This window comes from Runella sp. R5_40 (assembly GCF_057652295.1).
In genome coordinates this window covers 468,292-482,892 of sequence record NZ_JBYFCH010000002.1, presented here as the reverse complement: position 1 = coordinate 482,892, position 14,601 = coordinate 468,292, and the positions used below count along the sequence as shown (strand labels likewise).

Sequence of the window (14,601 nt, the reverse complement as noted above, 5' to 3'; positions counted from 1 at the left end):
TGTTTTCTGTCCAGAACATGAGCAGTTTCTGGTAGAGCAAGCGCCGCCTCTCCTTTTAGTGTATATTAAATTAACCTCTCAAAATTTCATTAATCACCATTCCAATGTTTTACAACAAACCAACTCTTTTGTTGCTTGCCTTGAGTGGATGCCTCGCGCTAACGTCTTCGATGGCGCAGACGCTCCGTCCACCCGCCTATCCTATTATTACCCACGACCCCTATTTTAGTATTTGGAGTAACACCGACCAGCTCACCGACGGCCCTACGCGCCACTGGACAGGTCGTCCGCATTCGCTGGAAGGCATTGTACGGGTGGATGGCAAGTCGTATCAGTTTTTAGGAGCTCCTCCAACTTTATACCAAGCCCTATTGCCAACGGGTGAAAACAAAGCGTACGACGCCTTATATACCACCACCAAACCCTCAGCAGGGTGGGAGCAGCCCGACTTTATTCCCCAAGGCTGGAAAACTGGCTCAGGGCCTTTTGGTGATTCACCCGCATCGCGCACGCCGTTTCACAATGGAAAAATTGACAAAGACGGAATTTTTATCCGTCGCGAGTTTAACTACGACGGGCAAGTGGATGCGTCTAAGTTGTTGTTGACCCTTATCAATGACGATGACGTGACGGTGTATCTCAACGGTACGCGTATCTTTACAAAACCTTGCTGCGCAGGCGAATACATCCACTCGCCCCTTTCGGCCGAAGGCCAGAAGGCGCTTCGTAAGGGGCGTAACGTCTTGGCGGTGCATTGCATTAGCCCCATCGGTGAGTCGTTTGTAGATGTAGGGTTGGTAAGTGTCGTTCCTACGGCGCAGGCGGTCACGGCTATGCAAAAGAAAGCCACCGTTACGGCTACCCAAACCAGTTATGTATTTACCGCAGGGCCAGTGGAATTGGACGTTAACTTCTTGTCGCCTCTGTTGATGGATGAATTGGAAGTGGCGGCTCGTCCCGTAAGTTATGTGACCTTCTCCACGCGTTCGTTGGACAACAAACCTCACTCGGTACAGGTGTATTTTGGTGAATCGGCTTTGGTCGCTACCAACGTGCCTTCGCAAGAAGTAGTGGCCGAAACCAAGAAGGACGGCAAGCTGGTTTATGCGTCAGTTGGGACCAAAGAGCAGCCTGTATTGGGCAAAAAAGGCGATAACATCCGCATCGACTGGGGCTATGCTTATTTGGCGGTGCCTGATGCAGCAAGTAGCGTGGTCACGGGGAATCCTGACCAATTGAAAAACGACTTTAAATCAAAAGGTCAATTGACGGCTACTTCTTCGACGGTCTCAGGAACGGCGGGCGAGTTGGCAATGGCGACGGTCGTAAACTTTGGCAATGTTTCGGGGAAAACTTCTTCAAAGCATTTGCTTTTGGGTTACGACGATGTGTATTCAGTACAGTATTTTGGTCAAAACCTCCGTGGATGGTGGCGCCGTGACCCTGCTACGACCATGCAGAAAACGTTACAAACGGCCGAAGCAGACTACCCACGTTTGTTGACCAAAAGCACGGCATTCGATAAAAAAATGTACGATGACGCGACCAAAGCGGGCGGAAAAGCGTACGCCGATTTGTGCCAATTGGCCTACCGACAAGCCATTTCAGCCCACAAAATCGTGGCAGGGCCGAAGGGGGAAGTGTTCTTTTTGTCGAAAGAAAATTTCTCTAACGGTTCGATTGGAACGGTGGACGTAACGTATCCGTCGGCACCGATGTTTTTGTTGTACAACAACGAGTTGGCGAAAGGCTTGCTACGTTTTATCTTTGACTATAGCGAATCGGGGCGTTGGAAAAAAGACTTCCCTGCACACGATATTGGTACCTACCCGCTTGCCAACGGTCAAACCTACGGCGAAGATATGCCCGTGGAAGAAGCTGGAAACATGATGATTTTGACGGCGGCTTCGGTGAAAATGGACGGCAATCCAAGCTTTGCGCGCGAGCACTGGCCAATGTTGACCAAATGGGTGGAGTTCTTAAAACGCGATGGATTTGACCCCGCCAACCAATTGTGTACCGACGACTTCGCGGGGCACTTGGCGCGTAACGTCAACTTGTCGGCCAAGGCCATTGTCGGGATTGCGTGTTATGCCCAAATGGCGGCTCAATTGGGTGAACAAAAACTGGCCGACGAGCATTTTACGTTGGCGCGCACCTTGGCCCGTCGCTGGATGGAGATGAGTGCCGATGGCGACCACTATGCCCTTACGTTCGACAAAACCGCAGGAAGTTGGAGCCAGAAATACAACATCGTTTGGGATAAATTGCTCGGATTGAACGTTTTCCCGAAAGAAGTTGCGCAAAAGGAAATCGCGTTTTACCTCAAAAAACAACAAGCCTACGGTCTTCCGCTCGACAGCCGTAAGACTTATACCAAGTCGGATTGGATTGTGTGGACGGCAACTATGGCCGATTCGGACGCCGATTTCAAAGCGTTGATTGACCCCGTATGGAAGTATGCCAACGAAACGCCCACCCGCGTTCCACTCTCGGACTGGCACGAAACTACCAATGCCAAGCAAGTAGGCTTCCAAGCCCGCTCCGTAGTAGGAGGGTATTTTATCAAAATGCTGGCGGAGCGTTTGGAAAAGGGGAAGTAGGGGAATAAATAGTTGGTACTTATTTTAAGAGCAATTTTCTTCATAAACGGTTTAGTTTTAGAAGAAAATTGCTCTTTATAGTTATGCTACCCCAGTATTGCTTCCAATAACTTCATTTGGCGAGGTTCGGGCAAGTTAAGTTTTTGGAGTGATTTTTGGGCATTATGATAAGCTGTTACACGGTCATATTGGCGTTGTAGATTCAACCAAAATTCGGCTGAAATATCCAGAGCTTGTTCTAACCGTAAAGCCATTTCAAGCGATACCCTTCGCTTTTTATGCAATAGTTGGCTTATAATCGCTTGGCTGACCCCCATTTGAGCAGCGAGGGTTTGCTGAGTCAGATTTTGTGCCTCTAATTCGTCTGCCAATAGTTCCCCTGGGTGAGTAGCTACGGCAGGTATCAATTCATTCGCTCTTTTCATTAGGGATAATCAGTCAAGTCTTCCAATGTGAGTATTTCTACCATTTCCTTTTCATTTAATCGAAAAATTAAACGGTACTGGTCATTATTATCAAACTCAACAATCATAGAATAAAATTATAACATAGTATGTTATAAAACAAAAAAGAATGAACATTTTTTAGAATAGATTTACGAAGCAGAGGCACTTTAACAGATTTTTTAGATTCTCCAAGTTTCAAAAACTTGGAGAGTCTTGCTGTTTTTATCTTCCAAACACACTCCGAAGGTGCTCCAAATATTCTACTTTGAACGAAGCGGTCAGCTCAGGCGAGCCGTTTTTTTCAACATCGTGAAAATGCTTGCTAGGCAGCGGTTCTAGTCCGCAAAAAGCATTCATGCGGTGGAAGGGAAACAACACGCCATCATCGACACTGCGGCCCTGAAAAAACTCTTCGGGCAGCGTAAAAGCAGTTTTAGGAGCATTCCAAGTCGTAGTGACTAGGTAGCGAGTTCCTTGCATCAAGCCGCCCGTTCCGTAGTTTCGTTCGGGATTATTGGCCTTCCGTCCGTCGCTGTAATACAGCCCCTTCCGATGTCCAGCCGTAAGTACTTTATCGAAATATTCCTTCAATGAAAAAGGAAGGTACATCCACCAAATGGGAAAGTGGTAGATGACGACGTCGGCCCACACAAATTTCTCCACTTCTTCGTTGGCGTCGTAGTTTTCTTCTCCTACCTGCGTTATTTTCAGCTCAAAGTCATTTTCAGGGGTAAAAAATTCACTGTCCCATTCGGCAAGGGTAGTGTTGAGGCGGCCACCCGAATGGGCAAACGTTTTTCCGCCGTTGATAACCAATATTTTTTGCATTGTTTTTCGGTGTTGTAAATGACAATGCAAAGGTATTTGAAGAGTATGTGTAATAAAAATAATACAAGTTATAGAAATCTATAAATAATATTATATAAAAAACGATTTACCCGCAGATATTTGCGCAACTGTGGGTAAGCACGAACAGCTGCGGGTAAAACCAGAAAATCTTAAAAAATGTAGTCGGTACTCAAAAAGTTAGAATCGTGGTCGCGCACGATGGTATTTAGCAACACCTTGTTGCTTTCGGTCAATTTGGTGGCTACCAACGAACGAATCGAAAAGGAGCGAAGCGCGTCAAAAACCGAAAGTGTCCCTTCGGCGCTGTCTTTGCGCCCCGTGAAAGGAAATACGTCGGGCCCTCTTTGCGCCTGACAGTTGATATTTACCCGACTAACAAGGTTGACAAAAGAATCAATCAACTGAGCCACTTCTTTGGAATCTTCGCTAAAAATACTCACCTGCATTCCGTGCGAGGCGTTGACTTGGTAGTCGATGGGCTCGTCGATAGTCTCAAAAGGAACGACGGGAATAACGGGGCCAAACTGCTCTTCGTGGTAGAGTTTCATTTGATTGTTGACGGGATACACCACCGCTGGAAACACAAACGAGGCTTCGGTATAGCCACCGTTTTCGTTTTGAACGGTTGCCCCGTGCGCAATCGCGTCTTCAATGCACGCTTTTAAATAGTCGGGTTTATCTTCTTCGGGTAGGGGCGTGATTTTGACGCCATTTTCCCAAGGTAAGCCTGGTTTTAAGGCCGATACGGCCGCGTTGAGTTTTGCAACAAACTCCGTGGCGATTTCTTTTTGTACAAAGATGAGCTTCAACGCCGTACAACGTTGCCCGTTGAACGAAAGCGCCCCGAGGATACATTCGTTTACGGCTACGTCTATGTTGGCATTTTTGGTGACAATGGCCGCATTTTTGGCGTCAAGGCTCAAGATAGCGCGGAGGCGGTTGACTTTAGGGTGCAATTTTTTGAGGCCGTTGGCTACTTTACTTGAGCCAATAAAAGCCAACACATTTACTTTCCCGCTTTCCATGATGGGCGAAATAATTTCCGACCCTCTTCCATACAGCGTGTTGACGGTTCCTTTGGGGAAAGCCTCTTTAAAGGCATTTAGCAAAGGATAGTGCGCCAATACCCCGTGTTTGGGGAGTTTGAAAAGAATGGTGTTGCCCATAATCAGGGCAGGAATGAGCGTCGTAAAAATCTCGTTCAACGGATAATTAAAAGGCCCCATGCTCAGTACCACGCCCAGCGGCGCTCGGCGGATTTGGGCAATGGTTCCTTCTGCTTCCTGAAAACGCGACGATTCGCGGTCGAGGTCTTTGAGGGCGTCAATCGTGTCGTTGATGTAATCGACGGTACGGTCAAACTCTTTGGTGGCGTCGGACAATGTTTTGCCAATTTCCCACATCAACAATTTGATGACCAAATCCCGCTGTTGAATCATCAAGTAAACAAACTTCTGCATACAATTAATCCGCTCGCCCACGGTCATCGTAGGCCATTCGCCTAGTCCATTGTTGTAGGCATTGACAGCGGCATCCAACGCTTCCAAGGCTTCTTTGGGAGAAGTACGCGGAATACTTCCTAAGAGTTTTCGCTCCAAACCGTTGGGGGTCGGAAGACAAACGGGCGAATAAATAGACGTCACGGGGCCATTCCACTGGACAAGTTCACCGTTTAAGAGGTATTCTCGTTGGTGTACTTCTTCTAGTCTAAATTCTTGGGGAATGGCATCTTCTCCTTTAAAAATGGGGGAGAAGGGGAGGTGGGCTGTTGTTGGCATGAGATAGGTATTTTAGTCTCTTTTCAATTAGGTAACAATAGCTGTCTAAACTGGGTTCTCAAACATTTATATATATTTTTATTTATAGTATCTTTGTATTAATATCAGAAAAATTATAAATGCAAACGAACTTAGAGTGGTTTCGCACCTTTAAAGCCATTTATGAAACAGGAACGCTGAGTGGGGCGGCCAAGCAGCTTTTTGTGTCTCAGCCTGGGGTTGGACTTCACCTCAATGCCCTAGAATCGTACACAGGATATGCCTTGTTTGAGCGAACGGCCAGAAAAATGATACCTACCGAAAGGGGGCATCTTTTATACCAACAGATGCAACATTCACTCAATGTGTTGGAAGATATTGAAAGTCGTTTTCGACGAAAATCAGGCAAAGACCGCCCGACGGTTAGCATGGGAATGTGCGTAGAAACGTTTCAGCAAGCGTTAGAAAAGCATATTCCTGAGCTGGATTTTAACTTAATTATGCAATTTGGTGAAAGCGAAAAGCTGATTGATGCGCTGGAAAACGGAGTGATTGATTTGGTATTGGCCTCCCAAAAGAAAAATGCCCTCAACATCGAATGGGAAGCGTTTACGACCGAACAATTGGTGGTGGTAGCGGGAAAAAAAACGGATTTGACCGACTGGCAAACCCTCCATTTGAATAATAAAGAAGCCCTGTTGGATTGGTTTGGCGAACAAATTTGGTACAACACCGCCTCCGATATGAAGCTACTGAGTCGGTTTTGGGAAGCTAATTTTGAGATTCAACCTGAGTTTGTGCCCAATTACATCGTCCCTAATAAGTTTTCCATTATTCGTTGTTTGTCGGTGGGCAAAGGCTTGGCCGTTTTGCCAGACTTCATCTGCCACGAGGCGCTCAAGCAAGGCGACATTACCCTGCTCTGGCGAGGTTACACCGAAGTCACCAACACCCTTTATTTTGGGAAAAGAAAGAATAGCTTGCAGGCAGCCCCCATCGCCCGCATCGAAACGCTATTGAAAGGCGAATTTAGTGAAGCGTAACTAACTCGTTCAAGGAATTATGACAGAATTGTTGTTGTTTTGTTCTTCTAAGTGAAAAAAACGTCCCAATATGCTCCGTTACGAGTTCAAAGACCTCATATTGTTTGAAAACGAAGACTACATCGTTATCAATAAACCTCCGCACGTCGCTACCATCAACGAACGTACCGCTGATAAGTCGATAAGTATTTTGCGCATGGCCAAAGAATACAGCCATGATGCCCAAGTTGCCCACCGCCTCGACAAAGAAACATCGGGCGTGTTGGCTATTGCCAAAAATCCTGCGGCATATCGACACATTGCCATGCAGTTTGAGTACCGCGAAGTGACCAAACGTTACCATGCGGTTGCTAATGGCGTCCACGATTTTGATAGTATCTCGGTATTTTTACCCATTGCGCCGCTCAAAGATGGCACTGCCGTGAAAATAGATCGCCAAAATGGAAAAGCAGCCGAAACGGTTTTCTTTACAAAACAGGCGTTTCGGAAACACACGTTGGTAGAATGTATCCCCATTACGGGCCGAATGCACCAAATTCGAGTGCATTTACAGTGCCTCAAGGCGCCAATCGTTTGCGATCCTACCTACGGCGGAGCAACGGTTTATTTGTCGGAATTGAAACGAAATTACAATTTGAAGAAAGACTCAGAAGAGTTGCCCATCATTCAGCGCGTAGCGTTACACGCGTTCTCGCTCACATTCAGGCTTATGAACGACGAAACAGTTGTCATCGAAGCACCTTATCCTAAGGATTTTGGGGTGTTGGTGAAGCTGTTGGAGAAGAATAGTTAATGGTTTCCTGTTTGAGGTTTATAAGTTTCCTGTTTGAGGTTTTGAGTTTCCTGTTCCACAACCCGAAACAGTAAACCCCAAACAGGAAACTGAGAAAAACTACTTATAAAGAGGCACTTCCGCCATCCAGTTGTTTACTTCTTGTTTTACGGCGTCGATTTTTGCTTCGTTTTCAGCGTTCATCAATACCGTATCCATCAAATCCACGATACGCTCCATATCTGCTTCTTTCAAACCACGGGTTGTCATGGCAGGCGTACCTACACGCATTCCCGAAGTGACCATCGGCGACTTGGTATCAAATGGAACCATGTTTTTGTTTACGGTAATGTCGGCTTTAATAAGCGTATTTTCGGCCAACTTACCTGTCAAACCTTTGCTGCTCAAGTCGATGAGCATCAAGTGGTTGTCGGTACCGTTTGAAATGATTTTATACCCTTTATCGACAAACGCTTTTGCCATAGCTTGGGCGTTTTTGCGAACTTGGTGGGCGTATTCTGTGTAGTCATCGCTAAGCGCTTCGCCGAAAGCGACGGCCTTGGCTGCGATTACGTGCTCAAGTGGTCCGCCTTGTGTGCCAGGGAAAACGCCAGAATCCAACAACGAAGACATCGAGCGAATGTCGCCTTTCGGTGTTTTCAAGCCAAATGGGTTTTCAAAATCGTTACGCATCATAATTACCCCACCACGAGGCCCACGAAGTGTTTTGTGGGTAGTGGTGGTGACGATGTGGCAATGCTCCAATGGGTCGTTCAATAAACCTTTGACAATCAGACCTGCTGGGTGAGAAATATCGGCCAACAACAACGCGCCGATTTGGTCGGCGATGGCGCGCAAGCGAATGTAATCCCAGTCACGGCTATAAGCAGATGCCCCGCAGATAATCATTTTTGGGCGCTCTTTCAAAGCCGTAGCTTCTACTTTGTCCCAATCAATAAGACCAGATTCTTGTTCTACACCGTAGAAAAACGGCTGGAAGTATTTACCCGAAATATTCACAGGCGAGCCGTGTGTCAAGTGCCCACCGTGTGCTAAGTTAAAACCTAAAATTTTGTCGCCAGGCTGCAAACATGCCAAGAAAACGGCCGTGTTTGCCTGTGCTCCCGAGTGCGGCTGCACGTTTGCCCACGTAGCACCAAACAGCTCCTTGAGGCGGTCAATCGCAATTTGTTCGATTTGGTCCACCACTTCGCATCCACCGTAGTAGCGTTTGCCTGGAAGGCCCTCGGCGTATTTGTTGGTCAATACGCTTCCTTGTGCTTCCATTACTTGCGGAGAAGTAAAGTTTTCAGAAGCAATCAGCTCAATTCCAGACTCTTGGCGGTGGTGTTCTTTGGCGATTAAATCAAAAATTTGGGTGTCGCGGGCAATCGTGGTAGAAACCATTGTATGTACGATTTTGGGATGATACAAAATACGATTTGGAAGAAATTTTCCGCAAAGGTACTGCTTCCGAACCACATAGACACACCCAAGCTTGAGAAAATTAGAATTTTGTAGGGGTACTGGGCTGATTTACAACAATCGAAACGACATTCGATGGTAAGAACAGGGGCCAAACTCCCGAATGCCTGCCCGATGCACGGGCGTAGGATAGCCCACATTTCTTTCCCAACCATAGTGAGGAAACTCCACCGCGAGGCGCTCCATGAGGTCGTCGCGGTAGGTTTTGGCCAATACCGAGGCCGCCGCAATGCTCATAAACTTGGCGTCGCCTTTGACGATGCAGGTGTGGGGTAAAAACGGATAAGGCGTAAAGCGATTTCCGTCCACCAACAAATGCTCGGGGCGTAGTGTCAATTGGTCCACGGCGCGGTGCATGGCCAAAAAACTGGCTTTAAGGATGTTAATTTTGTCAATTTCTTCGTTAGACACTTCCGCGATGGTCCACGCCAAGGCAGCCTCTTGTATGTCGTTACGAAGGGCTTCGCGTTGCTTTTTATTCAACTGTTTCGAGTCGTTGAGCAGTTCGTTGGTGTAGTCTTTGGGAAGAATCACGGCCGCTGCTACCACAGGCCCCGCTAGGCAGCCCCGCCCCACTTCGTCGAGGCCCGCTTCGGTGAGTTCGGCATGGTAGAAAGGTTTTAGCATACATCGGGTATTTTGGACAGGCGGGCAATTTACGTATTTTTGTTTCGAGGTTATCCCTCCTCGCTATTTTTTGCTATGCGTTTTATCGTTTTGCTTCTTCTTTTTTGTGGCCCTCTTTATGCCCAAAAAAGCACCTCAGATACCACAAAAACCACTCAGATGATTGGCCGTCAGCCTGAGTTGCTGCCAGATACGACAGAATACCGCCTTAAACCTGGGGATCGTTTGCGAATCCGAAGCCTCAACGCGCTTGAGATTATTTTTCCGCAAGGTGGCAACATCGCCGTAGCCTCCACGCCCATGTCGTCGGGACAGGCAGGGGCGTCTGCTTATTTGATTACCGTTGATCGTCATGGCCAAATCGTTTTACCACAAGTAGGGCGGGTCAAAGTGGCGGGACTGACCAAAACAGACGCTACCAAGGCCATAGAACAGTATTACAAAGACCTCATCAATGACCCTATTTTTGACATTGAGATTTCTAACCTACAAATCAGGGTCTTGGGCTCCGTAGGGAGACAAGGCATGATTTTTCTTGAAAATGAAAAACTGACCTTAGGAGAGGTCATTGCCATGTCGGGAGGGATTGATTTTGCGACGGCCGACAAAACCATTAAGCTCATTCGGAAACGCTCAGGCGTGCAGCAGGAAGTCAATTATGACATCCGCAACCTTGGCGATCCAGCCGTGGCCAATATCCCCGTTTTTGACGGAGATTACGTCTTTGTCCCGCCTTCCAAATGGAGTCTTCGGATTGTTAAAAACCAAAGATTCTCCAGTATATTGTCGCCAGTGGTCATTGGACTCAACGCCGTTGCGGTTGTTTTAGGGCTATACCTTACACTTAAATAGCAGCCGATGTTTTCGTTTTTTAGGAAAAAATCTTCTAGCGCAACGGCTCCTTTTTCGCTCGATTTCATGGAAAGTGACTGGCATTGTCACGTGCTTCCTGGTATTGACGACGGTGCGCCCGACGAAAACGTGACCTTGGCAATGTTGCAGGAGTACGTACAATTAGGCATCAAGAAAATTGTGGCTACGCCCCACGTTCGGGCCGATTATTTCAAAAATACCATTGAAACCATCCAAGCTGCCGCCGCAAAAACCAACGCACTCATTGAAACCCATTCGCTTCCTTTGGTGCTAGAAGCATCGGCGGAATATTATGCTGACGAAAATTTTGTCCAACTCATTCAAGAAAATCAGCTGCTCCCCATCGAGGGCCAGTATATTCTATTTGAATTTTCGATGCAAGCGCCTAGCCTTTGGGGGCACAAACTGATTGAAAAAATTCAACAAAAAGGATACACGCCCTTGCTCGCGCATCCCGAGCGCTACCGATACTGGCATGGCAAGCCGCGAGAATGGCAAAGCCTAAAAAACAGAGGGGTTTCTTTTCAGCTCAATTTGCTGTCGTTGGTGGGGCAGTATGGGTCGGCAGAACGAAAAGCGGCCGAACAATTGATGGAAAAAGGGTATTATGAGGCATTTGGTAGCGATGCGCACGGGCTTCATCACTTACAAAAATTGAAGGATTTGGGTCGGAACCCGCACTTTGACACGTTACAACAATTACCTTTGCTCAATCGTTTGGGGTAAACAAATTAGAGGGAAACAGCTATTATGCAAAACGGAAACTGGAGCCAATCACAAGATAGATACACTGAAGTATCCGCCGACATTGACGTTAAGCGGATTCTTAAAGTCATTCTAAGTCGTTGGTATTGGGTGATTGGTGCCTTGGTTTTGACCGTCGGCGGATGTGCTATTTTTCTTCAAGTGGCCCATCCGCGTTACATGGCGGAGATGGTGTTAAAGTACAATGATAAACAAACCGAACTTGACGAGCTTAACCGCCTCATTCAGTCGGATGAGTCCAATTTAGAGTACCTTACCGAACTGTATGTCATTAAATCGGAAGAAGTTATCAACGGGGCGATTAAAAAGCTTAATTATCCGTTTACTTTCTATCGTGAACTTACCTTCCGTCACGATGACGTGTATCCATATCAGCCTTTTACGGCACAGGTTATCTCTTATGACCACAGTAAATTTCAGTTTGGGCTTTTCGAAATCAAACAATCAGGCGTAATCACGTACAAGACCAAAGACGAAACGGAAAATCTAACCTTCGATTTGTCGAAAGATACCCTCGTTTCGGTACGGGGGCTTTCGTTCAGTGTCAAATCTGTCGAAAGGCTTTCTCAGGATTATGTATTTTCTTACAACGACCTGAACGACCTGCGTGGGCGTCTTGACGGTGGAATTAAAGTAACCGAAGAAGGGGCGAGTTTGCCCATCTTAAACGTGTCCTTTTCGTACTACAACCGACAGTTTACGCAAGATTTTCTTCAAAAACTCATTGAATCGTACGAAGAATATAACCTTGAACAAAAGAAGAGGTCGTCCAACTTGACGATTAATTTTATTCAGGAACAAATCAAAATCTACGCGACAGCACTTCAAAAAGCGTCGTCGGAGTTAGAACGGTACAAACAACGCAGTTCGGTGCCTAGTTTGCAGGCTTCTATGTCGGACGTCATGGGGCAAATGACCCAACTTGAAGCGCAAAAAAATACCCTAGAGATTGCCAAATCGTACATCAATTTGCTCGAACAAAGCCTGAGCAATCGTTTTGAACCCGTCAATGTGGGTAGTTTGGGGCTTGATGGTACCAGCGACGGTGTCCTTCTCAAGTTAGTCTCGGATCTCAACCGCCTCATTCTTGATCGGAAAGCGTATATTATTGGTAAAAACCTGAGTGTCAATAACCCAATTGTCAAAACTGCCGACGACGAAATTGACCGCGTACGGGAGCAAATTCTTTCTAACATCAAGGTACAGCGTCAAAAAAATGAGAGTACGCTGGGCATTATCAGTCAAAATTTGGCGCTAATTAAAAGCCGAATGAATGCCCTGCCCTCGGTAGAACGAGAGCTTGGGTATCTTCAAAACGACCGTGATGTCAACGAAAAAATATACCTTTTGTTGATTAACAAAGAGATTGAAACCTCGATTGTAAAAGCGGGAGTTTTGCCGTCGTTTACGGTACTTACCCGCAGTTATGCATACCAGATTTACCCACAAGCGCCGCGCCTTATTTCGGTGTCGCTCGTTTTGGGGTTACTGATTGGGTTTGGCTCAATCTTTTTGGCCCGTTTTGCCAACGGGAAATTTACCGAAATTTCCAAAATTGGCGCTTCCGAGCGCGTCAATTTGCTGGGACTCATTCAGCGATTTCCGCACAAAATTTCGCAAAACGAAAAAGATTTGCTGCACTTTTTGGAAAACCGTTCGTTGTTTTCTGAATCGGTCAACAGCATCCGTACCAATCTGAGTTTTCTGACCGACGCCCCAAGTCAGCAAGGCAAATTGCTGGTGATTACGTCCGAACTCTCAGGGGAAGGGAAATCGTTTGTGACGCTGAATTTGGCGACGTCTTTGACCAAAATTGGGAAAACGGTGCTGGTGGTTGTGTCAGACTTGCGGCGGTCGAACATGCACCGTTATTTTAACCACAACAACAAAATTGGGCTTAGTACGTACCTGTCGGGAAAGGCAGATGATTTTCACCAGACGATTCACCATTCGGTCATCGAAAACCTTGACTTTATTCCTGCGGGGCCTTCGCCCTTTAATCCGACTGAGCTTATTCAAAATGAGCGCTTTGAGGCATTTATTGCCAGCGCTCAGCAAGAGTATGATTTTGTGTTGGTGGATACTGCCCCCGTTGGTTTGGTGTCGGACAATGTGCCTTTGCTGAAGAAAAGCGATTTGGTGATTTACATCATTCGTTGGCTGTACTCGCACAAAGAATCGTATTTGTTGGTCAACCAAATTGCGGAAGAATATAAAATCAAAAACGTGGGCGTTATCATCAATGATTTTTACAAAGATGACCTCTACGCCAACCTCATGCCAGCGGCTTATTATTCGTCGAAAGGCTACGGGTACAGTTACAAGCAGACGTACGATTATTACGGCAAGAAAAATAATTACTACCACAACGAGACGCCATCCAAATCTATTTGGCGAAAAATGATTCGTTGGGTCAAAAAAGAACAGTAAAGAATGCGCAGATTTTGGCTATTTTTTTGTTCTGACGAAATTTTTGGCACTGTTGTTGTCGAGCAAAAGAACAAAGTCACTTAAATAGGCGCTCAATCCGTATAAAAAATAGCTGAGTTCTTTTTGAGTTTCAAGAGTTTTCCTAATTTTGCACTCCAATTTGAAAATCAATAGTAATGAGCAATAAAGACACAGATTCGGGGCTTGATTTTTTAGAGAGCCCAGAAGGTTTGGCAGGAGAGTTAACCAAGTTTGAAAAAAGCATCGAAAAAAACCGCAATATATTCGTCATTGCGGGGGGAGCAATTGTCGTTGCACTAGCAGGATGGTTCGGATATAACTATTACGTAAGTAGCCAAGATGAGCAAGCTCAAGCTGCTTTGTACGCTCCTGTTTTTGCCTTTGAAACCGATTCTCTTAATAAAGCGCTCAAAGGAAGCGCAGGTAACCCTGGTTTAACCAGCATCGCTGATGAATACGGTGCGACACCAGCAGGCAATCTTGCGCAGTTTTACTCAGGAGCTGCCTTGTTGAAACAAGGTAAGTTTGACGAGGCCATTGAGCACTTGAAATCTTTCAGTTCTTCTGATTTGTTGGTTCAGGCCCGTGCGTACTCGTTGATTGGTGACGCTTACATGGAAAAAAATAGCGTTGAGGATGCCATCAGCTACTACCAAAAAGCGGTTGATTATAAGCCAAATGCGTATTTTACACCTTCGTACATGATTAAGCTTGGTGTGGCTTACGAAAAAGCAAAGAAAAACACGGAAGCGATTGAAGTATATAGCGACCTTATTGAGAAATATCCTCAATCGTCAGAAGTGCTAAACGCGAAGAAATTTAAAGGTTTCCTCGAAAGCGCTGCTGAATAAGTACAATATGAAAAATCAAGGAAAAGGATAAGGCTGCTATGGCTTTATCCTTTTCTTTTTTAGAACAATACAATCATTT

At 46.1% G+C, this 14,601-nt stretch carries 12 protein-coding genes; 7 read left to right on the top strand and 5 right to left on the bottom strand.

Going from position 1 to position 14,601, the window contains the following annotated elements:
* The first annotated feature begins 104 nt into the window (after window positions 1-104).
* Window positions 105-2,603, top strand: coding sequence for a glutaminase family protein (locus AC23N5_RS06820; RefSeq protein WP_487754969.1), 2,499 nt, complete (start codon window positions 105-107; stop codon window positions 2,601-2,603).
* Window positions 2,604-2,689: 86 nt separating this feature from the next.
* On the opposite strand, the gene AC23N5_RS06815 is transcribed toward AC23N5_RS06820, so the two are convergent.
* From AC23N5_RS06815 to AC23N5_RS06805, 3 genes are all read right to left on the bottom strand, one after another.
* Window positions 2,690-3,028 carry a HigA family addiction module antitoxin gene (locus AC23N5_RS06815; protein ID WP_487754968.1) on the bottom strand — a complete coding sequence of 113 codons (339 nt, stop codon included), beginning with the start codon at window positions 3,026-3,028 and terminating at the stop codon, window positions 2,690-2,692.
* Window positions 3,029-3,271: 243 nt separating this feature from the next.
* Window positions 3,272-3,877: an NAD(P)H-dependent oxidoreductase gene (locus tag AC23N5_RS06810; RefSeq protein ID WP_487754967.1), complete on the bottom strand. Its 606-nt coding sequence runs from the start codon at window positions 3,875-3,877 to the stop codon at window positions 3,272-3,274.
* 170 nt (window positions 3,878-4,047) lie between these two features.
* Window positions 4,048-5,676 (bottom strand): NADP-dependent glyceraldehyde-3-phosphate dehydrogenase, encoded by a 1,629-nt coding sequence (locus tag AC23N5_RS06805; RefSeq protein ID WP_487754966.1) that lies wholly within the window; start codon window positions 5,674-5,676, stop codon window positions 4,048-4,050.
* Window positions 5,677-5,795: 119 nt separating this feature from the next.
* Here AC23N5_RS06805 and AC23N5_RS06800 point away from each other — a divergent pair, with 119 nt between their 5' ends.
* Together AC23N5_RS06800 and AC23N5_RS06795 are read left to right on the top strand one after the other, a co-directional pair.
* On the top strand, window positions 5,796-6,698 hold the full coding sequence (locus AC23N5_RS06800) for a LysR family transcriptional regulator (RefSeq protein ID WP_487754965.1): 903 nt from the start codon (window positions 5,796-5,798) through the stop codon (window positions 6,696-6,698).
* A 70-nt stretch (window positions 6,699-6,768) separates the two neighbouring features.
* Entirely contained in the window at window positions 6,769-7,491 is a 723-nt protein-coding gene (locus AC23N5_RS06795) for an RluA family pseudouridine synthase (protein WP_028524845.1), read from the top strand.
* Window positions 7,492-7,590: 99 nt separating this feature from the next.
* On the opposite strand, the gene AC23N5_RS06790 is transcribed toward AC23N5_RS06795, so the two are convergent.
* Together AC23N5_RS06790 and rnhB are read right to left on the bottom strand one after the other, a co-directional pair.
* Window positions 7,591-8,877 (bottom strand): serine hydroxymethyltransferase, encoded by a 1,287-nt coding sequence (locus AC23N5_RS06790; protein ID WP_183974361.1) that lies wholly within the window; start codon window positions 8,875-8,877, stop codon window positions 7,591-7,593.
* 129 nt (window positions 8,878-9,006) lie between these two features.
* Window positions 9,007-9,582: a ribonuclease HII gene (rnhB, locus tag AC23N5_RS06785; protein ID WP_487754964.1), complete on the bottom strand. Its 576-nt coding sequence runs from the start codon at window positions 9,580-9,582 to the stop codon at window positions 9,007-9,009.
* A gap of 75 nt (window positions 9,583-9,657) precedes the next feature.
* Between rnhB and AC23N5_RS06780 the strand changes: the two genes are divergently transcribed.
* The 4 genes from AC23N5_RS06780 (at window position 9,658) to AC23N5_RS06765 (ending at window position 14,522) form a co-directional block, all read left to right on the top strand.
* Window positions 9,658-10,434, top strand: coding sequence for a polysaccharide biosynthesis/export family protein (locus AC23N5_RS06780; RefSeq protein ID WP_487754963.1), 777 nt, complete (start codon window positions 9,658-9,660; stop codon window positions 10,432-10,434).
* Between the two features lie 6 nt (window positions 10,435-10,440).
* Window positions 10,441-11,181 carry a tyrosine-protein phosphatase gene (locus AC23N5_RS06775; RefSeq protein ID WP_487754962.1) on the top strand — a complete coding sequence of 247 codons (741 nt, stop codon included), beginning with the start codon at window positions 10,441-10,443 and terminating at the stop codon, window positions 11,179-11,181.
* 24 nt (window positions 11,182-11,205) lie between these two features.
* Window positions 11,206-13,650: a GumC family protein gene (locus AC23N5_RS06770; protein WP_487754961.1), complete on the top strand. Its 2,445-nt coding sequence runs from the start codon at window positions 11,206-11,208 to the stop codon at window positions 13,648-13,650.
* Window positions 13,651-13,826: 176 nt separating this feature from the next.
* On the top strand, window positions 13,827-14,522 hold the full coding sequence (locus AC23N5_RS06765; RefSeq protein WP_183974355.1) for a tetratricopeptide repeat protein: 696 nt from the start codon (window positions 13,827-13,829) through the stop codon (window positions 14,520-14,522).
* Window positions 14,523-14,601 lie beyond the last annotated feature (79 nt).